We start from the raw sequence: 23,946 nt of genomic DNA on the forward strand, positions 1-23,946 counted from the left end.
ATGCTCGTACCTCGCGGGGTCTTATATCCCCGCCCTCCGCTACGCTGCGGACGAGGTTTTACGACCCTTTCTATAAAGAAAGATCTAACATTTAAACTAAATTGTTGCTTAAAAACTTTTAACTCAAATTTCGACCAGAATTTATTGCTGAAAGTATTATGCAATAATGCATAAAATTAAATAAATGTAATTTGAGAATGTAGCGATCGCCTAATAAATAACTTTCCAGAATTTATTTGTTAACAACATATTTCAACAATGTTTTCTGCTAACTTGTCCGATATATTGTTAAGAACAGATTGCAATTAGAGTGCTTAAAGCGGTAATTTGATTAGAAGTAATGATTGTTTTAATGATTTTACTGCTCTTTTGATTTTTAATAAGTTATGCCTCGATCGCCGAAGCTAAAATTTGATCGCGGAACTTTGTTATTACATCCACCCCCAAAGGGGAGAGCATGGTTAGACTATGCTACCTGGGACGATCGCGTGGAAAAGTTTCGCATTCCAGCTATTTACTATCGTTCACTAGTGGAAGCGCTTCAGGCAGATGATAAAAAAATTATTGATGAAGCTAAAGAATTTTATAGTCTAGAGCTAAAATCTGTATCTCAATTTGAACCATACCCACATCAGGCAGAGGCATTACAAGCTTGGAAACAGTCGGGCAGAAAGGGAGTGGTAGTACTACCTACCGCAGCAGGCAAAACCTATTTAGCCCAGTTGGCAATCCAGGCAACTCCCCGCACTACCCTAATAGTAGTGCCAACGTTAGATCTGATGCATCAGTGGTACGCTCAAATAGAATCTGCCTTTCCCAATACAGAGGTAGGTTTACTAGGAGGCGGTTCGCGCGATCGCACGCCGATTTTAATTGCCACTTATAACAGCGCAGCAATTCATGCTGAGACTTTAGGTAATCGTTATGCACTCCAGATTTTTGATGAGTGTCATCATTTACCCACCGACTTTTTCAAAGTTATTGCTGAATATGCGATCGCTCCCTATCGTTTAGGATTAACCGCTACCCCCGAACGCAGCGACGGTACTCATCGAGATTTAGATATCCTCATTGGTAAAATTATCTATCGTAAAACTCCTGAAGAACTTTCTGGAGGTACATTGGCAGATCATAAGATCGTACAGATGCGGGTTAAATTATCTGAGCAAGAACAGCTAAAATATGAACAGGCGATCGCTGTGCGCCGTAAATTTTTGAGAGAGTCGAATATCTCTTTAGGTAGTCTCGAAGGCTGGCAGCTATTTGTGCAAGCTAGTGCGCGATCGCCCCAAGGAAGAAAAGCAATGTTAGCCCATCGTGAAGCCAAAGAAATTGCTTTAGGTACAGATGCTAAACTCCGTATCTTAATTGATCTACTCAAAAAACATCAAACAGAGCGGATCTTAATCTTTACCAACGACAACGCCACCGTATATCGTATTTCCCAGCAGTTTTTGATCCCTGCCATCACTTATCAAACAGTTGTTAAAGAGCGTCATGATATTTTGACTAGATTCAAAGCTGGAGAATATAAAACCCTAGTTGCTTCCCACGTACTGAATGAAGGAGTTGATGTTCCCGATGCGCGAATTGCCATCATTCTTTCAGGTACAGGTTCTACTAGAGAATATATTCAACGATTGGGTAGAGTTCTCAGGAAAGGCAATACAGCCAACAAACAGGCAATTCTCTACGAGGTTGTGACGGAAAACACCAGTGAAGAGAGAACTTCTGAACGTCGCCGAGGTGAACAAAATTATCAAAATCAACAGTCAGAATATCGACAGTTAAAGTTAATCCCCAATCAACCTAAACCAATCAAGAAACGAGAATTTAAAGTAGCCGAAGAATCTAAGCAATGGAATCAAGAAGAATAAATTCGCAATTTTAAATATTTTGTGTCGCCTCAATAACTTGAGCGCGTAACCACTGATGTTGAGGACGATTAATATTGCGTTGATGCCAAATCATAGATACAGTAAAACCTTCAATTGTCATCGGTGGTGAGAGTAACTTTAAATCCATTGCTTTAGCACACTGCTGTGCCATCCGTCTGGGAAGCAACGCTACACAGTCTGAATTAGCTAATAAAAAAGGAATTGCCATAAAGTGAGGTGTAGACCAAATCACCTGTCGAGATTGCTGTTGTTGTTCTAAAATTTCATCTACTTTTCCTTGAAAATCATCGCGCATGGAAACTAAAAGATGCGATCGCAACAGATAATCTTCCACAGACAACTCTGTTAGAGCATCATCGCTTTTCATCACACAAACAAACTCTTCTCGATATAAATCTTGCTCTACGTGCCAACTTTTGAGCGGTAATTTAGCACCAATAAGTAAATCGATACGGTTGTCGTCTATGGCATCCATCACAGTTTCTTTATTCAGATTAGTAATGCGAATACGAATACCTGGTGCTTGACTACTTAGTTGCTGGATTAAATTAATGCCGATAGTAGCTTCAACATAATCACTGGCAGCAATTCTAAAAGTTGATTGGGCAATAGCGGGGTTAAAAGTTGTTTGAGAAAGTAAAGTTGATTCAATGTCGATCAAAATTTGACGAACGCGATCGCTTATTTGACGGGCATAGGGAGTAACTTCCATCTCTCTAGAAGTCCGAATCAAAATGTCGTCGTTCAATATAGTTCGCAATCGTTTTAAGGCATGACTCATTGCCGATTGACTCATGTTCAGCTTGACCGCTGCTTTGGTGACACTAGCTTCTGCAATTAAAACATCCAGGGCGATTAATAAATTGAGATCGAGTTTACGGAGATTAGTGTAGTCGATATTCACAAATAAAGCTGATTAAATCGATATTATTGATAGTTAGTATTTATAATATTCATTTGACTAATATTATCACTTTTATTATGGTGTAAATAGGCATTTACAAGATAAAACTAAAAAATCAGCATGAAAGTAGTAATTATCGGTGCTAGCGGTACAACGATAAAGTATCCGTTGTGGGAGAAGATCAAGCTGTTCTAAAACGAATTGGCGATCGCTATCAAATTGCTTCTGCTGTTATGCGAATAATTTACTTTGATCTCGCTAACGGTTACTAATCAAATTTTGTTCAAAAGTAATGACTGAAAATATAAATACCACCACGCTTGTTAATCGTTATTTTGAAGCTACTCAAAGCAATAATGCGTCAATTTGGGCTGCTTGTTTTGCTACTGATGCTACTGTTGACGATCCCGTAGGAAGTCCAGAAATTCAGGGAACTGATGCTATTTTAGAAAGAGGAAAAGAGTTTATGGCAAACTTTGAAACTGTAGGTTTATACCCAGAGTACGTTTCGGTAGATAATCTCAGGGCAGCAGCTAAATGGACTGGTCGAGGTGTCACCAAAGATAGTCGAATCGTTAAGTTCGAGGGAATTAATTTTTTTCAATTTGATCGCAGGGGAAAGATAGTCAACTTAGTCGGCTTCTAGAATCCTGCCGATATGATTGAAGTTCAATCCTAAATTGAATTCAATAGCTTATTAGGTAGATGCGATCGCTATTTTTCTCCCAGTTAAAGCCATTACATCAATCAAAAATCAAGTATCAAAAGATAAATATGAAAATTGGATTTATTGGTTACGGAAGCATGGCTGAAGCATTAGCCTCAAAGTGGGTTGCCAAACACTCACTTTTTATCGGTGGACGTAATATTGAAAAAGCTGAGAATTTAGCTAAAAAACTGGGAAAAGATGTTGAATTTGGTTCGGAAAAAGAAGCTGCGACCTTTGGCGAGATTGTAGTTCTGGCAACTCGACACGAAGCAGTTTTTGAGGCGATTGATGCTGCTGGTGGTAGTGATGCTTTAACTGGCAAAGTTTTACTAGATATTAATAATCCAGTAGATACATCTGATTTTTTAGCCAAAAGCTATGATGGTGTTTCTTTATCCGAAGAAATTGCTAAAGTTGTTCCCCACGCTCATGTAGTGAAGGCTTTTAATATGTGCCAAGCCTCAGTATGGCAGATGAATCCCCCAGTGTTTGACGCTCGCCCTTTAGTGGTAATGTATTGCGGAGATAATGAACAAGCTAAACAGCAAATTGCCATTTTGATTGAAGATGTTGGTTGTGAAGCTAAAGACATTGGCGATCTAAAATATGCTCGAATGCTCGAACCTGCTGCTGCCATTGTCATTAAATTACTCTTTTCGGGACACGATCCTTTTACAGTGTTAAATCTCATCCAGCCAGAAATCAAATCCATTCAAAATTGAAAGGTTATTAGATTATGCAAGTTTTAGTAATCGCTCGTGTTAAGTCTGGAATTGCTGTTGAGAAAGTTCTACCTCTTGTCAGTCCTGAAGCTGCAAAAGCCTGGGAATTTTATGCTTCTGAACAAATTCGCCAAATGTATTACATTGCTGATATGAGTGGTGCTGTAATGCTTTGGGAAGGCGAAAGCGTTGAATCTGTTACCAAAGAAGCGCAAAAGTTACCAATGTACGAGGCTGGTGTTCTCGATTTAGAAATTATGCCACTCAAGCCTTATACAGCCTACGCTTCACTTTTTAATTAATGTTGACATCGAAACTCTTAATAATAAGGAATTTAAATCATGGTAAAAATTGTTCGTTTTCATCAATTTGGCGATGCTGATGTACTTCAGCTAGATGAATTACCCTTAGCCGAACCAGGTAAAGGAGAAGTACGCTTAAAAGTCGAAGCGATCGGTTTAAATCGGGCAGAAGTTATGTTTCGCCAAGGGGCATATTTAGAACAACCTGATAGTTTTCCCTCGACTCTAGGATATGAAGCAGCAGGAGTTATCGATGCGGTTGGGGAAGGAGTTACTGAATTTAAGATTGGCGATCGCGTTTCGACTATTCCTGGTTTTTCGATGAAAAATTACGGTGTATATGGGGAAAGTGCGATCGCTCCTGTGACTATGGTTGCTAAATATCCTGAGAAGTTATCACCTCAAGAGGGAACGGCGATTTGGATGCAATATATAACTGCTTACGGGGCGTTGGTTGAATATGGACAGATTAAATCGGGAGATTTTGTCTTAATTTCAGCAGCTATTAGTAGTGTGGGGAGTGCAGCGATTCAAATAACCAAAGCAGCAGGTGCAACTGCGATCGCTACTACTAGAGGAGCGAGTAAAAAACAAATGCTGTTAGATAAAGGTGCAGATTATGTAGTTGTCACCGATGAGGAAGATTTACCCAATAAAGTGATGGAAATTACTCAAGGACAAGGAGCAAACCTTATTTTCGATCCCGTAGCTGGTTCTTTTATCGAAACTCTGGCTAATGCAGCAGCCAAAGGAGCAACTATTATTGAGTATGGTGCATTAAGTTCGGAGGCGACACCTTTTCCACTGTTTGCTGCACTACAAAAAGGCTTAAAAATACAAGGCTATACTCTATTTGAAATTGCTGGCGATCCAGTCAAGCTAGAAAAAGCCAAACAATATATGTATGATGGTTTAGATTCTGGCAAACTCGTTCCGATAATCGATCGCAGTTTTCCCTTAGAACAAATCGTTGATGCTCATCGTTATATGGAATCCAATCAACAAAACGGCAAGATCATTGTCACTGTACCGTAATTATTGCTTAGAGGTGAAGATATGCCATTTCATGACATTACTGAGTTGCCAGAAGAATTTTGCGAGCCAAAAACAGCTTTAGAGCAAGAATTATCAGTTGGCGATCGCATTCAAATTACAGAGTTACTCCACCGCGTCTATTTATGTGAAGACAGTCGAGATTATGATGCACTAAAAAAAATTTTAGTAGATGATTATATCAATGAGCATCCTTTATTTGGGCGACATGAGAGCGCGAGTAGCTTTATTGAATGGTTTAAGAAGACTCCTGCTGGTTTCGATGGTATTCGACATAATTGTTTAAACTCCATAACTCGTGGAGTTAGTCAAGATGTAGCCGAATCAGTTAGTTATATCTTGGTACTTCAGCTTTTTCCAGCCAAATCCCGTAACGAGTCTCCCAATGAAGAGTTAGATTCGCTATTGCCTCGTACTATTGGTCATGGTGTTGTGTGCGATCGCTGGATACGTCAAAAAGGTAGTTGGTATTTACAACATCGAGTTTATCAACAGATGTCTATTAATGGTGATTTCTTACCAGACAAAGTTATGCGCGAAAAAGCTTCTCAAACTTCTTACATTTTCAAAACAGAGGAGTAAAAATGAAAATTGGCATTCTTGGCAGTGGCAATATGGGACGCTCTTTAGGTATTCTTTGGGCGGAACAAAAACACGAAGTATTTTTTGGCGCACGGACAGTAGAAAAAGGTAAAGCGATCGCTAAATCCGCTGAAAATAATACCCAAGGCGGTACAAATGAGCAAGCAGCAATTTTTGGTAATGTATTGTTATATACCATTCGTGGTATTAATCCAGCCGAAGTCCTTACCTCTATCGAGCTTTTGAACGGCAAAATTATAATCGATTGTAATAATTATGATATTCCCGAAAACTTTGCCTATCCGCCTATAGAGCTTTCTTTAGCCGAGAAACTAGCCTCCGAAGTTTCCCAAGCCAGAGTAGTAAAAGCATTTAATACAATGGCACAAGAAGTATTTGAACTGTCCCCACAACCGCTGAAAGAATATAACGTTTCCGTGTTTGTCGCAGGTGATGATGCAGCAGCAAAAAAGACTGTAATGAATCTGGCTCAAGATATCGGTTTTGCACCAGTCGATTGCGGTGAATTACGCTTTGCTCGTTTGCTTGAAGGACTAGGAGACTTTATTCGTTATCTAATGATTGGTCAAAATCTTGGTTCATACGCCACTATTTCTGTGGCAACTTTACCTGAAGCTCAAAATCAGCGTTTGGGTGGAAGACAATCTTCCTCACTTTATTAAAATTTTGTTCAAAGGAGATAGAGCAATGAAATGGCTGCTTGTACTTGTTGCTGCGATCGCTGGAGGACTTCTCCCAACTCAAGCTGGAATCAATGCTCAGTTAGCAAAGAATCTCGGTCATCCACTTTTAGCTGCTTCTGTTTCTTTCGGTATTGGTGCGATCGCTTTAATACTTTACACCATAGTTTTCCATATTTCATTGCCTCCATTGGGTCAAATCAAACAAATTCCTTGGTATTTATGGGTTGGAGGCATACTGGGAACAATCTATCTAACAACCACAATAGTGTTAGCTCCTTTACTTGGTGCTACCACAATGATTGGCTTGATTGTCGCTGGTCAAATGTTAGCGTCGATCGCTCTTGATAGTTTTGGCTTAGTAGGATTTCCAGTGCATCCTTTGAGTTTTTGGAGAGCTATAGGTGCAATTTTGCTAATAGTTGGTGTGGGTCTAATTCAAAGATTTTAGAGCAATAGATTTTATTTTATCTGGAAATTACCAACGTAGAGGGAGCAAATCTTATTTTCGATTAACTAATCATAAGGGCTAAAAAAAAGCTTAACTAATTTAAGCTTCCTGTAAATTAAACTTAATAAACACCAGCACACTGCTAATTAAAAAGCCAATAATAAAACCAAATAAGTGAGCATGAAAACTAACCTGCGGAATTAAATGATCAAAAATAAATTGCACAATAACGATCAAAATAATTTGTTGTAATCGACGTTTAGCAGTAACCGAATGTCTTCTCTTTAACCAAATTTGCAAGAAAATAGCTAAAATTGCGCCAATTAAACCCATAATTGCTGCTGAAGCACCGACTAAAAAAACATTATTTAATCCCAATCTAAAAGCTAATAGTGTAAAGGTTAACATTGAACCGATACCGCTAACTAAATAGATTGTTAAATAATACTTTGCTCCTAAACTCAACTCAATCAAGCGTCCCACAAAAAATAACGACAACATATTTGTTGCTAAATGAAATAAGCCGTAGTGGAGAAAATTAGCCCCAATCAATCGCCACCATTCTCCTGCTAAAACTTTTTCAGGAATCAAAGCTCCCAAACGTTCCAATACTGAAGAACTCTCGCTTCCCCCTAACTTAATCTCTAATCCGTAGATCAGTAAATTTAAGCCAATTAATATATACGTCGTATAGGCTATCTTGTTACGGCTAATTTTCATGCAAAATATTTGGATTTAATCGATTTATAGCTTTAGCAGTCTGAATTCAAACTGAAAATTAAACTAATTAGCAACTAATTTAAGTAGTTAGTTCAAAACATTCAGGTTAAAAGATAGAAGTTACATTACAACTAATACGTGGGGTTATCATAGCGTTTTGTTCTACTCCAGTGAAACAAATATCATACTTTCATCATAGGCAAGTAATATTACTTAATTCTCGCTTAAGAATACAAAAGTTATCGCCAAGAAAAAATTTATCCTTTGCGGTCATTTTTTTAAGACTTAATTTTTAATCTAATTAAAATTAATCAAAGTCGTTAATATAGGTAAACTAACTTTGTTCTGCCAAACTGTACCATGCCCCTATTTCGGATAGTAGCTCTATTCCTTGGTCTGAGCATAATTCTCGGACTATCGATTTGGTTGGTGACATCTCTATCTCACCTCTATATGCAGATCTCTTTTACTGCACCTATTCTGGCTAATCTACTACTGTTGTTAGTGATAGTTTTGATCGGCTCTTTGGTGGGCGGTTATATCTATTACATTAATAAATATACGCGCCGAGGCTCTAGGGGTAAGCCAGGAAAACGTCGAGATAATCGGGTCAGAATACCAGCAGAAAAAACCCAGGTAGCAGCACAAAATCTTCAAGCGTTAAGACAACAAGTAGGGCAAATACAGGACAAAATTGCTCAAAAAGCTTTATTAGGTAGATCTCGACAAATTGAGGCAGATCTCCAACGGGGAGAAGTTAAAGTCGTGATCTTTGGCACAGGATCGGCAGGAAAAACTTCTTTAGTAAATGCCCTCGTCGGCGAAATTGTTGGGGAAACCAATCCGATCATGGGAACAACTACTCAAGGACAAACCTATAGTCTGAAGCTGCGAGGTGTAGGCAGAGAAATCCTGATTATTGATACTCCTGGTATTTTAGAAGCGGGAATTGCGGGAACAGAAAGAGAAAAAGTAGCCAAGCAGCTAGCCACTGAAGCCGACTTACTAGTATTTACTGTTGATAATGATTTGCGTCAGTCAGAATACGAGCCTTTAAAAACTTTAGCCGAAATTGGCAAGCGATCGCTTTTGGTGTTTAACAAAACAGATCTCTATACCGATGAAGATCGCGAAATGATTTTAGGCAGACTCAAAGAAAGAGTAAAATCCTTTATTGCGCCTGGTGATGTTACGGCTATTTGTGCTAACCCCCAACCAGTACAGTTAGCTACAGGAGAAATTATCGATCCACCAGTAGAAATCTTGCCGTTAATCAAAAGACTGGTGGCAGTGTTACGGGCAGAAGGAGAAGATTTAATTGCCGATAATATCTTGCTTCAGTCACACCGCTTAGGAGAAGAAGCCCGCACTATCATTGAAAATCAGCGACGTAGGGAGTCAGATAAAATCATTGATCGCTACCAGTGGATTAGCGCTGGGGTAATTGCCGTCACGCCTGTCCCTGTAGTAGATATGTTGGCCACGGCTGCGGTTAATGCTCAGATGGTCATTGAAATTGGCAGAATTTATAACATTGAACTAGATTTTGAACAGGGTAAGGAATTAGCTTTGTCGTTAGGAAAAACTCTGGTCAGTTTAGGAGTAGTTAAGGGTGCAGTAGATATCTTAGCCAAAGCCCTTCAGCTTAATTTTGCTACCTATATCGTTGGCAAAGCCATTCAAGCTGTATCTGCGGCTTATTTAACTCGTATTGCTGGGAAAAGTTTTATTGAATACTTTAGGCGCAATCTAGATTGGGGGGACGGTGGGATAACAGAAGTGGTGCAGCAACAGTTTCAACTCAGTCGGCGAGATGAGTTTGTCAAATCTTTTGTGCAGGATGCAATTTCTAAAGTGGTGCAACCTCTATCAGAAGCCTGGGGAGATGAAGATCTAGAAGAAGAAGAGGAAGCTCAATTAGTGTCAAAAATGGTCGCGCAGTTAGAAGATGATTGGTAATTTTAACTAAAATTAAATATAGCTAATAGCTAAGAGCCATTAGCTGATTCTAGTTCTAATCTTCGGCAAAGATATAACGGCGTAAATCGGCAGGATTAGGTTCAGGACTGCTTTCCGCAAATTTGACTGCCTCATCTACAGTAGCGGACACCTTTTTGTTAATCTCTTGCAGTTCTTCTGCTGTAGCCAAATTCTGCTCAATTAAATAGGTAGCAAATTTTTTAATCGGATCGCGCTTACCCCAAAATTCCTTCTCTTGAGGATCTCTAAGTTCATCAGGATCTGCTAGAGAATGACCTCGAAAGCGATAGGTCAAGGCTTCAATTAAGGTTGGACCTTCTCCTGCGCGGGCGCGTGCCACTGCCTCTTTAGCCAGGGTATTAACCGCTAACACGTCCATGCCGTCAACCTCGTACCCTGCCATATTAAAGACGCTGGCTTTTTTATAGATTTCGGGTTGAGAAGTAGCGCGATCGTGAGCCATGCCGATCGCCCATTTGTTGTTTTCGACGACATAAATAATGGGTAATTGCCAAAGTGCTGCCATATTTAAACACTCAAAAAACTGCCCATTGTTACTAGCCCCATCACCAAAAAAACATACCGCCACAGCATCAGAACTTTCATCACCCATGGCTTCGCGACGATATTTACTTTGAAAAGCAGCACCCGTAGCTACAGGAATTCCTTCAGCAACAAAAGCATAACCTCCCAAAAGCCCATGTTCTGCCGAGAACATGTGCATTGAACCACCGCGACCCTTGCTACAGCCTGTTTCTTTGCCAAATAATTCTGCCATCACTTCCTTGGCAGGTACTCCCGCACTTAAAGCATGAACGTGATCTCGGTAAGTACTAGAAACATAGTCGCCCTTAGTTCTTAGAGCCTTAATTATTCCCGAAGATACCGCTTCTTGACCGTTGTAAAGGTGGACAAAACCAAACATTTTGCCTCGATAGTACATCTCAGCACACTTATCTTCAAATAAGCGTCCTAAAACCATATCTTCATACAAAATGAATCCTTCTTCTTTAGTTATCTTGACAGAACTAGCATCAAATTTAGGTAAGGTTCTTTCAGCACACATAAAGTAGTTTCAAAATAAAGGCGCAGATATATATTGAATCACAAAACTCCAGTGGACGGAAGTAGTAAGATTTACTCCTCATCTCCTAGATAAGAACACCAATCGCTCCAACCACCAGGATACAACTTAGCATGGTTGATTCCTGCCAAGCTGAGAGAAAATAAGTTAACACAGGCTGTCACTCCAGAACCGCAATAGACAATTATTTCTGCTGCTGAATAATCTTCCCATAACTGTTGATGTGCCTGCTGGGACTTGAGATATCCCGATTCATCACTCACCTGCTGCCAAGGAGAATTAACTGCACCTGAGATACTTCCAGCAATCGGATCGATGGGTTCTGCTAATCCCAGATAGCGATCGCGATCGCGCGAATCAACAATCACTACACCATCATGGTTTTGAGCAGATCTAACTGCATCTATATTTACCAACCAATCTGAATGAGGTTGAGGTGAAAAACTTCCCAATCTCTTTGCTGCAACAGCGTTACTCACAGGATAATTATGTTTGAGCCAGTCATTCCAGCCACCATCGAGTAAAACTACCCCGTCATGTCCTAAGTAACGTAACAACCACCATAAACGCGCTGCAAAAGCAAACCGAGCATCATCGTAAGCTACTACTAGGGTTTCATTTTTGATAATTCCCATGTCTGCCAACTTTTGACCCAGCAGCTCTAAATCTGGCAAAGGGTGTCTTCCTCCGTGGCGCTGTACTTTACTCGCTAAATCTCGGTCTAAACTCAAGTAGTATGCACCTTCAATATGACTAACGTAATATTGTTCTTCGCCCCAGTGGGGATCGGCTAGCCGAAAACGACAATCTACTATTACTACTTGGGGATTATCTAATTGAGAAATCAACCATTCGCTATCGACTAGATATTTTGTTTTTTTCATGAGTTATTTTTGACATGACTCAGATAGATTATCTTAAGACTCGATTTAGCTGATCAATATTTTATTTCGGGGCAAGAGGTTTTGTGGCTTTTTGCTGAGTAGATACAGGGAATCGCTTTTTACCCAAAACCCGATCTACCCAATCATGTAGCAAAATATAAAAACAAGGAATCAGAAACAAGGTTAATAGGGTTGCCAATGCCAACCCAGAAAAGACCACAATCCCTAATGGTTGCAAAAACTCTCCTCCTTGTCCTAAGCCCAATGCCAAAGGAAACATCCCGACTACAGTGGTGATAGTAGTCATTAGGATAGGACGCAATCTTTGGGGCGCTGCCTGTACAATTGCCGTGGCGCGATCGCATTTTTCTCGCTCTCGAATTTGATTGGCTAACTCGACCATAATAATCGCGTTGTTGACCACAATACCGACTAGTAAAACTGCTCCCACAATTACAGTTACACCAATCGCCGTTTGGGTAAGAAACAGCCCCCAAATTCCTCCTGCTAATGCCAAAGGCAAGGTGAACATAATTACCAACGGATCGATCAAGGAATTGTACTGTACTGCCATGACTACAAAAACTAAAAATGCCGCCAGTCCGCCTAAAACAGCGAAAGTAGACTGAATTTCTTGATTGCTTTGGGCAGCAGCGCTGGGGAGGCGATTTACTCCTTGTGGCAGGTTAATCTCTTGAAAAATCTGCTCTAGTTCGGACAAAGCTGCTCCTAAATCTGCATCCTCATTGAGGCTGCCTGCGATGAGAAACACCTGTTGTTGGTTGATCCGCTGAATTTCTCCAGGTGCTTGCCCCTCTTCGATGCTAGTAATATCTCCTAAGCGAACTAAGCTATTACTATCTTCGATAAATAATGGGATTTGCTTTAGTTGAGAGGGACGACGAATTGCATCATCTTTAAGCTCAACTCGTACGTCTACAAGACGCTCTCCCCGCTGTAGCTGTGTGGGAACTGAACCTTCGAGTGCAGTTTCTAAAGTATCGCCGATATCTTGAACATTTAAGTTGAGATCCGCAGCGCGTTCTCGATCTAGGCGAATTTGAATTTCGGGCTGGCGAGGATCGGCATCGGGACGAAAGCTGGATAGAGTGGCTCTTTGTTCTAAGGTATCTAACACCTGTTGTCCTGCTTGTTCTAGTGCCTGAGAATTTTGCCCCTGAAGGATAATATCAACTTCCGCCCCCCGTACTGGAGAGTTGTTTAAAACTAAGCCCCGCACTTCACCAGGACTAAGAAGCAGGCGAATATCAATTAAATTTAGCTTGTCGAATTCTGCCGTTACCCGCGACACAAAAGCCTCAACATCTGTATTTGGCTTGAGAGTTATAGTGCTAGAACCACGCAAGGGATTCTCGCTGGTATTGCTACCAAACAGATAGCCTCCAGATGTCGTAAAAACATATTCAGTCTCTGGCTGGGCTAATAAAATCTCATCCACTTTTGCCATAACTTGGCGATTAGTTTCTAGGGGTGTTCCTGGAGGAAATTGAGCCCGTAATTGAGCTTGTCCTGTATTGATTCGAGGCAAAATCTCTTGAGGAATTCGACCAATAACTAAAAGGCTACTGCCACCCAGCAGTAAAAAAGTTAAGCCAATTGCCAGCAACCGCCGTTGTAAAACCCGTTTAAGTATGATGCCGTACCATCTGGTAGCAGCTTCAAATTGGCGATTAAATGCCTGTAATAGCCAAAAAAGACCAATCTTACTCGATTTGCGGATTGCCAGCAAACGAGAAGCAAGCATTGGTACGACTGTTAAAGCTACTAAAACTGAGGCAGCTACAGCAAAGCTAACGGTCAAAACTAATTCATTAAACAGCAAGGCAATAAAACCACCGATGAGCAAAAAAGGCAACACGGCAACCAAATTGGTACTGGTAGAGGCAGCTAACGCCGATTCTACCTCTTGACTGCTAGAAATCGATCGCTCGATCAACTGACGAGAATTGAGTCGCGTCTGTGCATCTTTGCCTGGGGTCATCCCTGCACCTTCGGCGATGTTCTCCAGCATGACAATAGAGTTATCGACGACAATCCCGACTCCTACTGCCAATCCGCCTAGGCTAAAGACATTGAGAGACAAGCCAAACATTTTCATCAAAATAATTGCCATCAGTGTTGCCAGAGGAATTGCCGAGACGACGATCGCAGTTTGACGCAGTGAACCGAGAAAAAGCAAAACAGCGATCGCAGCTAGTCCTGCGCCAATCAGTCCAGAATTGGTAACGTTGCTAATGGCATTGCGAATAAAAATTGATTCATCTAGGGTAGCAACCAATTCCAGATCTTCGGGAACTATCCCTGTCTGTCTTAACTCCTCAATTCGCTGTTTAACTCCCTCGACTACCTCAATGGTATTGGCTTCGGGCTGCTTTTGAATACTGAGTTTTACCGCAGGTTGTTCGTTGAGAAACACAAAAACTCGCTGGTTGGCTTGACCATCGATTACCTGGGCAAAATCCCGCAGATATACGCGAGGGGGAGATGTTAAATTGTTTTCCGTTGCTGCTGTCGATTCTACTTCAAAAGAGAGATTGAGAATTTCCTGAGCATTTTGAAACCTTCCCACTACACGAGTCAAGGGTTCATTAAGTTTCCCCAAAATTCGCCCTCCAGAAATATCCTGATTGGTTTCTTCTAATTCGGTCAGGACGTCATTTAAGCCTATGCCCAAAGCTTGAAGACGACTGAGATCGATTAAAACCCTTACCTCTTCCTCGACTCCACCAGAAACGTCTACTACCGCTACACCCTCAACAACTCCTAATTCTCGTGCCAGTTCTTCATCGGCAAGCACGCGCAATTGCAAAGGATCTAAAGATTGAGATGTCAATGCTAATTCGTATACGGGTAATTGAGAAGGATCGACTTTAAACAGTCTTGGTTCTTCGACCGTATCTGGTAGGTTAGATCTCGCCCGATTAAATGCAGCTGTGGCATCGTTTAAAGCGCGATCGAGATTGCCCCCTGGTTGAAAGTAAAGATCTATACTTACCTGTCCTTCACGAGTTTGCGAAAAAACCTGTACTACTCCTTCAGTGGCAGCCAGCCCTTCTTCTAAAGGTCGAGTCACTTCATCTACGGCAACTTCGGGAGAAATGCCAGGTACGTCAACTCTTAAACCAATGCGTGGATAGGTAATGGCAGGGAGTAAATCTACTTGGATATTAAATAGGAAAAATACGCCAATCACAACTACCGCTAGAGTTAGCATCAGAGTACCGATGTGTTGGCGAATGGCAATAGTAGTGATACTAAAATTGGAGGCAGAAGAAGTTTTCATCGTGGAGGGGCAAACGGCCGTTCGCCCTTACTGGAATTTTGTTTTATGATTCTGATGCTGATTCAGAGATAAAGCTGAGGCGAACCGAATCGCCATCCCGCAAATTGCCACTGCTAGCCACGACAAATTCTTCTCCTGGTTTTAGTCCAGAGAGAATTTCTACCTGCGAATTAGCGCGATCGCCTAATTTCACTTGACGGGCTGCAACTGTTGCCTGTTTTCCTTCTCGTTTGAGGGTAAATATGGTTGCAGTATCTGATTGAGAATTATTTTGTTTTGCCCCTTCTGATGCCACCTGGACTGCTGTTTCAGGAATGACTACGCTCTGATTATTCTGCTGACCAAAATTTACCCGCGCCAGCAATCCTCGACCAATACGGCGATCGCGAAGCGTACCCTTCGGGTATTCGCGATTTGGGATAGTTACCTCTACGGGAATCAAACGGGCAGTAGCATCGGCAGCCAAAGAAATTTGGGTTACTTCTCCTGTAAAGGTTTGCTCTGGTAATGCATCTAACTGTACTTGTGCCATCTGTCCTACCCTAACCCTTGCTAGTTCCAATTCAGAAATCTGCACCTGTACCTGGATCTGGCTAAAATCTCCTAATCTCAGTACTTCATCGCCTGGTTGGGCTAAGTCTCCTGGTTCTAAAACCCGTTCTAATACCGAACCCGTCACGGGGGAAGTCAAAACGGTAAATGATTGTCTTTGTTGTTCTTGAGCAACTAATGCCTCTTGTGCTGCTACGCGCCTTTGGGCAGCTACTACTGCTGAGGAGCGATTGGCTACTTGCTGTTGAGCAGAGCGTAATCTTTGTTCTGCCGTCCCCACTGCCGTTCTATCTAATTCTGCTTCTTGCTCGGAAATCGCCCCCTGCTCAAAAAGTAGGTTCGTCCTGGCTGCATCAGACTGTGCCTGCTTTAGTTCTAGCTGTGCTTGTTCAACTTGTGCGCGGGCATCGTTGACATCTGCTTCTAAACTGGCTACTTCTGACTGTAGGGCTGCAACCTCTGCTTCTGCTTCTCTCACCGTAGATGCTGAGATTGAATCATCGATTCGCGCTAATACTTGATCTTGCTCTACTCGATTCCCTACGTCTACTGTCATATCCAGTATTTGTCCTTCAATGCGCGATCGCAAAGAAACTTCTCGTACTGGAAAAGTCGTACCTACATACTCGGTGTCTTTTTCTAATGACCCAAGACTAGCTACTGCTATATCAACAGATAAAGATTTTTCTTGAGGACGAGAAGCTTCAGATTCACTTTGAGCATCTCCTGGGGGCAACAAATTGCAACCTGATGAAATCAATAGCAATACAGGTAAAAACAGCAACCAATGTGAAAATCTAGCTGAGTTTTGCGACCTAGCAGTATATTTAGTAACAGAAAATTTGACTGGCATAATTTTACGAAACTGAAGCAGGCAGAGGTGATTCAATTTCGTTGGTATTGAATCAAACTAGATCGAAGTGATATTTTTAACAATTATTATATCAATCTTTTATTAAGAACTGTTTAGGCGATCGCGGTATCTAAATGAAGAAGAATTATGGGATTGTCCCGATTCGCAAGCTTTAGTAATCAGATGATGTTGTGGTGATAAATGACAGACAGGATCGGTAGCAGTTGCATCACCAGTTAACAACAGGGCTTGGCAACGACACCCCCCAAAGTCAACAGCTTTACGAGGGCAGCTACGACACGGTTCTTCCATCCAGTCTGTGCCACGAAAGCGGTTAAAGGCTGCGGATTTAGACCAAATCCATTCTAAAGAGTGATCTCGAACGTTATCAAAATTCAGTTCGGGAATTGAAGCAGCCACCTGACAGGGTAGAACATCCCCATTGGGGGCAATTACCATCGTGCGCCGTCCCCAACCGCCCATACAGGGTTTGGGATACTGTTCGTAGTAATCGGGCAACACGTATACAACACCCATTGGGAAATACTTTTCTTGTTGGGCGATCGCTACTACTTGTTTGGCTCGTTCTAACTGTTCTAGCGTAGGTAATAGTGCATCTCGGTTAAGTAAAGCCCAGCCGTAATATTGTGTGTTAGCTAGTTCAACTCGATCTGCTTCTAAAGTTTTGCATAGTTCTAAAATTTCTTCAATGCGATCTAGGTTATGGCGATGTAGCACCACATTAATAGTGAGAGGAAAATTCAACTGTTTGACTAAACGGGCTGCGGTAAGCTTTTGCTCGTAAGATGGAATTCCCGCAATATAGTTGAGTTTGTCTACTTGGCTATCTTGAAGACTAATCTGAATATGATCGAGTCCACAATCTCGTAGTTTGATTGCTCGATCTTTGGTGAAAAGAGTACCGGCGGTAATGAGAGTGGTATAAATACCCGTTGCTGTTGCGGTTTCTACCATCAACTCCAAATCTTGACGCAACATAGGTTCGCCACCTGTAAAGCCAAGCTGTAGAACACCCAGATTTGCAGCCTGTTTGATTAACTTTAGCCAGTATTCAGTAGTTAATTCTTGACGATATCTACTACTATCGTAGTTAGTCGGATTAGAACAGTAAGGACAGCGCAATGGACAGCGATAGGTTAACTCAGCCATGAGGGTTAGAGGCAGATCTAGATCTATCATGGCGTTTTGTTAATCAACAATCCTCGTTTCAACATCTGTAATAACAAATTCTGCACCTGATTAATATCTACGTCGCAAAATTGACTTGATAAAATTTGCGAGATCGCAGTAAAAGAACGATAACCATCACAGATAGAAAGTATTGCTACCGCAGTAGGATTCAAAAACAACGCACCTTCAGGAAATAATAGCCAATGCTGCTGTCTAGCTGTACTCCAGTGTAAACGCACACCACTGGCAAAACCTAAATTGTCCAAATAATAAACTCGCTCTTCTTCGATCATTGTAGAAAAATTAAGTAATTAGTTTACTTGCTACTTGTACGTGCGAACCGTCGTTCGCCCCTACCTCTTACCTAATTGCTATTCAACAGGGCGAGTCTCACCTCGCTCAATTGCATCTAGCTGACTCCAGAGCAAATCGCATTTGAAGATTAATGCTCGAACGGCTTGTTCTTGACTGTTACGGGTTTGACAACGTTCTAAGACCAAGTTCAGGGCATAACGAGCATCGCGGGGCGCTTGTTTTAAGCGTACTCGAAAGTATTCAAATCCAGCTGGATCGATCCAGAGGTAATGCTTTTCTAAAGCTGCTAACCTTACCTGAATTGCACCAGGGCCAAACAATTCTGTCAAGGAAGAAGCGATCGCAATAATCCAAGGTTGAGTACGGCAAAAATTGATGTAAGCATCCACCGCATAGCGTATCCCAGGCAAAACATATCGTTCGTCTAATAGTTCTGTACGCTCAATCCCTGCCGCTTCACCCAATCTCAGCCAGGCTTCAATTCCCCCCTGATCTTCTCCTCGCCCATCATGGTCGATAATTCGCTCGATCCATTCTCTTCTTATTTCTCGTTCTGGACAATTGGCTAAAATAGCAGCATCTTTTAAAGGAATACTTTTCTGGTAATAAAAGCGGTTTGCTGCCCACCGTCTTATTTCTGTTGGACTCAACAAGCCTTCATTCATTCGGCGATGAAAAGGATGAAGATCGTGATATCGGAATTTTTGAGCATAAAGTCGGGCTGACAATTCCTCTACTGTCCAAGGTGGTTTTTGTTCTTCTACTCTTTGCATCTTGCTTGAGATAAATACAACATTATTTCTAATTACTTCCAATTACTTCTAATTGCTTTACTTGTTTATTAAAGGTATAGCCAATAACTGAACTTGCCTTCATTTAACTTTGTACGGCTATAACTACAATTCAATAATTAATCCGTCATAACCAACTTCCATCCCTGCTGCTTCAACTAGTTGGCGTTGGGGTGAATTACCAATGAGAATTGGATTGGTGTTATTAATATGAGTAAAAATTTTGCGCGACGAGGAAAGTTGAGATAGACGCTTGAGACTACCGCCCTCACTTGAAAGAGGTAAATGACCCATAGATAAAGCGGTGCGGTGTGACATTCCCAGTTTTACCAGTTCGTCATCTTGCCAAAAAGTACCATCTACCAAAATACAGTCACTCGACTCAAACCGAGCGATAATTGAGGGAGTCAATTCAGCTAATGCTGGTGCATAAGTAGCAACTCCACCAGTAGCGCGATCGCGGAAGGTAAACCCCACTACCCAATTACCCTCTGCCGAAGCTCGATCTCGCATATACTTAGGCGGAGTACCAGTTAGTAAAAAGGCTTCTATTTCCAAGCTCGACTCTTTTTTGTCGCTAAAATCTATAACCGAACCTGGTTTGATTTCCGACCATTCCACCCCACAGTAATTTTCTAGTATCCGCAGTAGAGAAAAACCTTCAGTCAATGCCCGTCTGATAGTATCCGTGCCGTAAATCTGAAGTGGTTCGTTGGACTCTCTCAAAATTATTAAACCTGCGGTATGGTCGATCTCAGCATCACTCAGCAGCACCCCTGCAATTGGACTAGAGCGAATTGAAGTAAAGGAGCGATCGCGAAGGCTTTCTAGTTGTTGACGCACATCGGGAGAGGCGTTGACCAACAACCAATCTCCCGAACTGCCACGAACCGCTAAAGATGATTGAGTACGCTGATGTACTTCCTGTTCCCCTGTGCGAGTAGCCTGACAACCAGGACAGTTACAGTTCCACTGAGGAAATCCGCCCCCTGCTGCCGAACCCAAAATACGGATCTGCATTATTGCCACTGATGGACGTAAGCGGTTACTTCCATACAAAGATCAAACTCTTCAAACTCAGGTGACTCCCAGACGGCGATCGGTTTTCCCGTAGTAGAGAGGGCCGTATTTGTCGTATTTTTATTTCTATTGGCAGGATCTTTTTCTTTCTTAATAGAACCTAAATAATCTTTTGCTCGATCTACCATTATATTTGTTACTCCTAATTGTTTACTGTGTTTTACTTTTAAAGTAGAGATTAATACCTATTACTAGTTCTCCTCGTCACCCAGTCTCAACCTTCAGGTTCAATACTAATCAAAGATCCATTCTGCTCGTCTGTTAAGACATATAGCATCCCGTCTGGACCTTGCCGTACATCCCGTACTCTTTGACCGATTGCAATTGACTCTTCACCCAAAATATTCCCCTCTCCGTCGAGGTCGATATGACGAACATCACGAGAAACTAAGCCTCCGGCAAACAAATCTCCCTGCCATTGAGCAAAGCGATCGCTCGAATAAAATGCCAGTCCAGAAGGTGCAATTGATGGTGTCCAGATTAACTCTGGCTCTGGTACATCAGGACGAGAACTAATTTCTGCCACTTTCCCCCCAGTGTATTCATCACTGTAGCTAACTTCAGGCCAACCATAGTTTTGCTTGGCTTTAATTATATTTACCTCATCGCCACCCCTCGAACCATGTTCTGTTGCCCAAACACGTTTGGTAACAGGATCGATGGTCATTCCCTGAATATTACGGTGTCCATAACTCCAAATAGCCGAATTTGCGTCGGCATTATTAACAAAAGGATTGTCTTGAGGAATTGAACCATCATCGTTTAATCGCACCACCGAACCAAGATGAGAATTAAGATTTTGAGCCTGATTGCGGATCAAGTCGCCATTAAGCTGAATTGGCGGATTACCACCATCCCCTAACCCCACCAACATCGTATTATCGGGTAGCCAAACGATACGCGAACCAAAGTGTTGACCCTCTGGTTTGGTCGGATTGACTTCAAAAATATCCTCCCAATTTTGCAGACTAGTTCCATCAAAAGTAGCTCTGGCAACTTTGGTACGGTTCGCTTGGTTAGTACCATCAGAATAGGTAAAGTAGACTAGCTGATTTTTAGCAAAATTAGGATGTAGGGAAATATCTAACAAACCCCCGTGATTGACGGCAAAGACTTCAGGAACTCCCGAAACAGGTTCTAAATCTAACTTTCCATCTCTGATAATTCTCAATCTTCCTGGTCGTTCGGTAATTAATATTGAGCCATCGGGCAGCCATGCCATCCCCCAGGGGCGCTCCAACCCTTGTGTGATAGTTGTCGTTCTAAAATTATTAGCAACCGCAACATTACTATCGGAGACAACGGGACTATTTGATGAGCCATTGGCAACCTTAGCAGAAGTAGATTCTTTAAGAACCGAACAACCCATAAAAGTTAAAAGAACGCTCGATAATAGTGCTGTTTTAATTTGACGTTTGATCATGCTATTCATGCTGCCCGAAATGCGATCGCTTTACGAAGATGTTTTCTCAAAGTATTTCGATAAAAATTCAAATTAGACCATATTTTTAGCTTAAAAGATAAAGATGACAGAGAAATGACAGGACAGTCGGTTCAAGGCAGATCTCTTTATTGTTCACCAGCGATCGTTTATCATCTATTTTATTTAATCCTTAATAATTTAGATGTTAATTTTATTGGTCGAGGACGATCCTGCACAGCTAGAACCTTTGCAGACAGCCCTATCACAGGTAGGACATATAGTTGATGCGGTAGAAGACGGCTCGACGGCGCAATGGCTGATTAAAGAAAAAAGCTATGACTTATTAATTTTAGACTGGATGTTACCCCAGGTAAGCGGAGTTAAACTATGTCGACAGTATCGCAACTTAGGTAATACTTCTCCAGTACTCATGCTTACTGCCAAAGACACTACCACCGATAAGGTTGATGGTTTAGATGCGGGGGCAGATGATTATATTGTTAAACCTGTAGATGTTTTAGAGTTATTAGCCAGAGTCAGAGCTTTAGGCAGGCGATCGCCTTTATGGACGGGGGATACCTTAACTTTAGGGGATTTACAGCTAGATTTAACTACCCTGAACTTGGCAAAAAGAGAAAAAAAGATACAGCTTTCAGTCAGAGAATTTCAACTGATGGAGTATCTGATACGCCATCCTCAACAAGTACTATCCCGCGATCAGATCGAACAAGCACTTTGGAGTTGGGGAAGTGAACCTGAGAGTAATGCGGTGACAACTTTGGTGAGAAGGCTAAGACAGCGTTTGGCAACAGTTGGGGCAAAAGATTGCCTGGAAACAGTTTATGGTATGGGATATCGTTTAGATGTTCGAGATTAAAATTAATTATTTACTATTAATTTAATTTATTAGATTAGCTCGCCCGATCTTAGACACGGGATAGTCTTGTCATTTCTGTGTCATATTTTCTAGGTAACTATAAATAAATAAGAAACTTTGGCAGAAAGTCAGGCGATCATCGTTACAGGTGGAGATGGGTTTATGGATAAAGCTGCCGTGCAGGTGGTTGAGTAGTCAGTAGTCAGTAGAAATTGTAATTATGCTAAAAGATAAACCTAATCACAAACCAAAGATAGTCATCATCGGGGCTGGTTTTGCAGGATTGAGAGCAGTAAAAAACTTAGCCAGAATTGATGCAGAGATATTATTAATAGATCGCAATAATTACCATACTTTTGTGCCATTACTTTATCAAGTAGCAACTGCTTTTATTCCGCCGAAAACTGTCGCCTATCCCTTACATAAATACTTGCATTCTGCTGCTAACACACGTTTTTTTCAAGCAGAAGTTTTAGCAATAGATTTTGAGCGCAAATTTGTCACAAGCGATCGCGAAAATATTATTTATGATTATTTGGTAATAGCTACGGGGAGTAAAACCAAGTTTCTCGGTGTCGATGGCGCACCGAAATACACTTATCCCTTGCGAACTTTTAATGATGCGATCGCTTTACGGGATCGCATTTTGGGTAACTTGGAACGTGCTGTTACCTGTACTGACTACGAAAAACGACAACAATTACTCACTTTTATCATAGTTGGTGGTGGGGCAACAGGAGTAGAATTAGCAGGGGCTTTGAGTGAGTTAATTCAAACTAGCTTGGTTGATAACTATCCCCAACTCGATCCCAGAGAAGTTAAAATCATACTGATTCATTCTGGAACTAGATTACTGGCTGATTTTCCAGAGCGTTTAGGAGACTACACTGGTAAACAATTACGCCGTCGCGGAGTAAAAATTCACTTCTCTACTCGTGTTCATTCGGTAATGCCTGGAGCGATAGAACTAGACGACGGGACAATAGTTAAAACCGCAACGATTATTTGGACAGCAGGAGTAGAGGCTAATCTTCCTGCCGATTCCGAGAACTTATCTACAGCTAAAAGCTCTAAAGAACTTCTAAAAAATATAGCTCCGCGTCGCGATCAAGCCTGCGTCAGCTCGACATTGCAACTATTAAATTACCCTGAAGTTTATGCGGTGGGAGATGTGGCATATGTAGAACAAGACGGTAAACCACTGTTAGGAATTGCACCAGAAGCTTTACAGCAGGGAACAGCAGTAGCTGGTAATCTTAAACGACAACTTCGAGGATTGCCCCCCAAATCTTTTAATTACTTTAATAAAGGAACAGCAGCCATAATTGCTCGCAACGCAGGGGTTGCTTATCTGTTTGGCAAAATTCCCTTAAAAGGCTGGTTCGCTTGGCTGTTGTGGTTAGGCATTCATTTATATTATCTACCTGGTTTATCCAATCGCTTAATAGTTTTTAAAAGCTGGGTTAGAAACTATTTCACAGGAAAACGTAATCTTCGCCAAATTGCCTCTAAATCTACCAAAATCCCTGTTAACGGCGCATAATCTCAATAATCACAATCTTAATCTTAT

23 protein-coding genes are annotated in these 23,946 nt (G+C 41.5%); 11 read left to right on the top strand and 12 right to left on the bottom strand.

Features of this window, described 5'->3' with window-relative positions:
- Nucleotides 1-386 precede the first annotated feature (386 nt).
- Nucleotides 387-1,877, top strand: a complete 1,491-nt coding sequence (locus C7B62_RS08780; RefSeq protein WP_106234881.1) for a DEAD/DEAH box helicase — start codon at nt 387-389, stop codon at nt 1,875-1,877.
- Between the two features lie 10 nt (nt 1,878-1,887).
- Here C7B62_RS08780 and C7B62_RS08785 read toward each other — a convergent pair whose 3' ends face one another.
- Entirely contained in the window at nt 1,888-2,802 is a 915-nt protein-coding gene (locus C7B62_RS08785) for a LysR family transcriptional regulator (RefSeq protein WP_106234884.1), read from the bottom strand.
- Nucleotides 2,803-3,094: 292 nt separating this feature from the next.
- Here C7B62_RS08785 and C7B62_RS08790 point away from each other — a divergent pair, with 292 nt between their 5' ends.
- The 7 genes from C7B62_RS08790 (at nt 3,095) to C7B62_RS08820 (ending at nt 7,322) form a co-directional block, all read left to right on the top strand.
- Nucleotides 3,095-3,448, top strand: coding sequence for a nuclear transport factor 2 family protein (locus tag C7B62_RS08790; protein ID WP_106234886.1), 354 nt, complete (start codon nt 3,095-3,097; stop codon nt 3,446-3,448).
- Between the two features lie 128 nt (nt 3,449-3,576).
- On the top strand, nt 3,577-4,233 hold the full coding sequence (locus C7B62_RS08795; protein ID WP_158260652.1) for an NADPH-dependent F420 reductase: 657 nt from the start codon (nt 3,577-3,579) through the stop codon (nt 4,231-4,233).
- Between the two features lie 14 nt (nt 4,234-4,247).
- On the top strand, nt 4,248-4,535 hold the full coding sequence (locus C7B62_RS08800; RefSeq protein ID WP_106234891.1) for a hypothetical protein: 288 nt from the start codon (nt 4,248-4,250) through the stop codon (nt 4,533-4,535).
- Between the two features lie 39 nt (nt 4,536-4,574).
- On the top strand, nt 4,575-5,570 hold the full coding sequence (locus C7B62_RS08805; RefSeq protein ID WP_106234894.1) for a zinc-dependent alcohol dehydrogenase family protein: 996 nt from the start codon (nt 4,575-4,577) through the stop codon (nt 5,568-5,570).
- A gap of 21 nt (nt 5,571-5,591) precedes the next feature.
- Nucleotides 5,592-6,170, top strand: a complete 579-nt coding sequence (locus tag C7B62_RS08810) for a nuclear transport factor 2 family protein (protein WP_106234896.1) — start codon at nt 5,592-5,594, stop codon at nt 6,168-6,170.
- Between the two features lie 2 nt (nt 6,171-6,172).
- Nucleotides 6,173-6,853, top strand: a complete 681-nt coding sequence (locus C7B62_RS08815; protein ID WP_106234899.1) for an NADPH-dependent F420 reductase — start codon at nt 6,173-6,175, stop codon at nt 6,851-6,853.
- A 25-nt stretch (nt 6,854-6,878) separates the two neighbouring features.
- Nucleotides 6,879-7,322 (top strand): DMT family transporter, encoded by a 444-nt coding sequence (locus C7B62_RS08820; RefSeq protein WP_146132073.1) that lies wholly within the window; start codon nt 6,879-6,881, stop codon nt 7,320-7,322.
- Nucleotides 7,323-7,421: 99 nt separating this feature from the next.
- Here the strand turns inward: C7B62_RS08820 and C7B62_RS08825 are convergent, their stop codons facing one another.
- Nucleotides 7,422-8,042: a rhomboid family intramembrane serine protease gene (locus C7B62_RS08825; protein ID WP_106234904.1), complete on the bottom strand. Its 621-nt coding sequence runs from the start codon at nt 8,040-8,042 to the stop codon at nt 7,422-7,424.
- A 453-nt stretch (nt 8,043-8,495) separates the two neighbouring features.
- Between C7B62_RS08825 and C7B62_RS08830 the strand changes: the two genes are divergently transcribed.
- Nucleotides 8,496-10,001, top strand: coding sequence for a YcjF family protein (locus C7B62_RS08830; RefSeq protein WP_233219881.1), 1,506 nt, complete (start codon nt 8,496-8,498; stop codon nt 9,999-10,001).
- A gap of 55 nt (nt 10,002-10,056) precedes the next feature.
- Here the strand turns inward: C7B62_RS08830 and pdhA are convergent, their stop codons facing one another.
- From pdhA to C7B62_RS08880, 10 genes are all read right to left on the bottom strand, one after another.
- On the bottom strand, nt 10,057-11,088 hold the full coding sequence (pdhA, locus tag C7B62_RS08835) for a pyruvate dehydrogenase (acetyl-transferring) E1 component subunit alpha (RefSeq protein WP_106234908.1): 1,032 nt from the start codon (nt 11,086-11,088) through the stop codon (nt 10,057-10,059).
- A gap of 71 nt (nt 11,089-11,159) precedes the next feature.
- On the bottom strand, nt 11,160-11,990 hold the full coding sequence (locus C7B62_RS08840; protein WP_106234911.1) for a sulfurtransferase: 831 nt from the start codon (nt 11,988-11,990) through the stop codon (nt 11,160-11,162).
- A gap of 61 nt (nt 11,991-12,051) precedes the next feature.
- Complete coding sequence (locus C7B62_RS08845; RefSeq protein ID WP_106234913.1) at nt 12,052-15,294, bottom strand: efflux RND transporter permease subunit; 3,243 nt, start codon at nt 15,292-15,294, stop codon at nt 12,052-12,054.
- Nucleotides 15,295-15,337: 43 nt separating this feature from the next.
- On the bottom strand, nt 15,338-16,699 hold the full coding sequence (locus C7B62_RS08850) for an efflux RND transporter periplasmic adaptor subunit (protein ID WP_106234916.1): 1,362 nt from the start codon (nt 16,697-16,699) through the stop codon (nt 15,338-15,340).
- A gap of 102 nt (nt 16,700-16,801) precedes the next feature.
- On the bottom strand, nt 16,802-17,899 hold the full coding sequence (gene pqqE, locus C7B62_RS08855) for a pyrroloquinoline quinone biosynthesis protein PqqE (protein ID WP_106234919.1): 1,098 nt from the start codon (nt 17,897-17,899) through the stop codon (nt 16,802-16,804).
- On the bottom strand, nt 17,896-18,183 hold the full coding sequence (pqqD, locus tag C7B62_RS08860) for a pyrroloquinoline quinone biosynthesis peptide chaperone PqqD (RefSeq protein WP_106234922.1): 288 nt from the start codon (nt 18,181-18,183) through the stop codon (nt 17,896-17,898). The genes pqqE and pqqD overlap by 4 nt, the downstream gene beginning before the upstream one ends.
- A gap of 78 nt (nt 18,184-18,261) precedes the next feature.
- Entirely contained in the window at nt 18,262-18,978 is a 717-nt protein-coding gene (pqqC, locus tag C7B62_RS08865) for a pyrroloquinoline-quinone synthase PqqC (RefSeq protein WP_106234924.1), read from the bottom strand.
- 123 nt (nt 18,979-19,101) lie between these two features.
- Nucleotides 19,102-20,016, bottom strand: coding sequence for a pyrroloquinoline quinone biosynthesis protein PqqB (gene pqqB / locus C7B62_RS08870; RefSeq protein WP_106234925.1), 915 nt, complete (start codon nt 20,014-20,016; stop codon nt 19,102-19,104).
- Complete coding sequence (gene pqqA, locus C7B62_RS08875) at nt 20,016-20,204, bottom strand: pyrroloquinoline quinone precursor peptide PqqA (protein ID WP_106234926.1); 189 nt, start codon at nt 20,202-20,204, stop codon at nt 20,016-20,018. Before pqqA ends, pqqB begins: the two co-directional genes overlap by 1 nt.
- An 86-nt stretch (nt 20,205-20,290) precedes the next feature.
- On the bottom strand, nt 20,291-21,508 hold the full coding sequence (locus C7B62_RS08880; RefSeq protein WP_106234929.1) for a PQQ-dependent sugar dehydrogenase: 1,218 nt from the start codon (nt 21,506-21,508) through the stop codon (nt 20,291-20,293).
- Between the two features lie 193 nt (nt 21,509-21,701).
- Between C7B62_RS08880 and rppA the strand changes: the two genes are divergently transcribed.
- Nucleotides 21,702-22,376, top strand: a complete 675-nt coding sequence (rppA, locus tag C7B62_RS08885) for a two-component system response regulator RppA (protein ID WP_106234931.1) — start codon at nt 21,702-21,704, stop codon at nt 22,374-22,376.
- Between the two features lie 220 nt (nt 22,377-22,596).
- Nucleotides 22,597-23,919: an NAD(P)/FAD-dependent oxidoreductase gene (locus C7B62_RS08890; RefSeq protein WP_106234934.1), complete on the top strand. Its 1,323-nt coding sequence runs from the start codon at nt 22,597-22,599 to the stop codon at nt 23,917-23,919.
- The last annotated feature ends 27 nt before the right edge of the window (nt 23,920-23,946 follow it).

The sequence above is a fragment of the Pleurocapsa sp. CCALA 161 genome (assembly GCF_003003995.1).
In the GTDB taxonomy this organism is placed as follows: domain Bacteria; phylum Cyanobacteriota; class Cyanobacteriia; order Cyanobacteriales; family Xenococcaceae; genus Waterburya.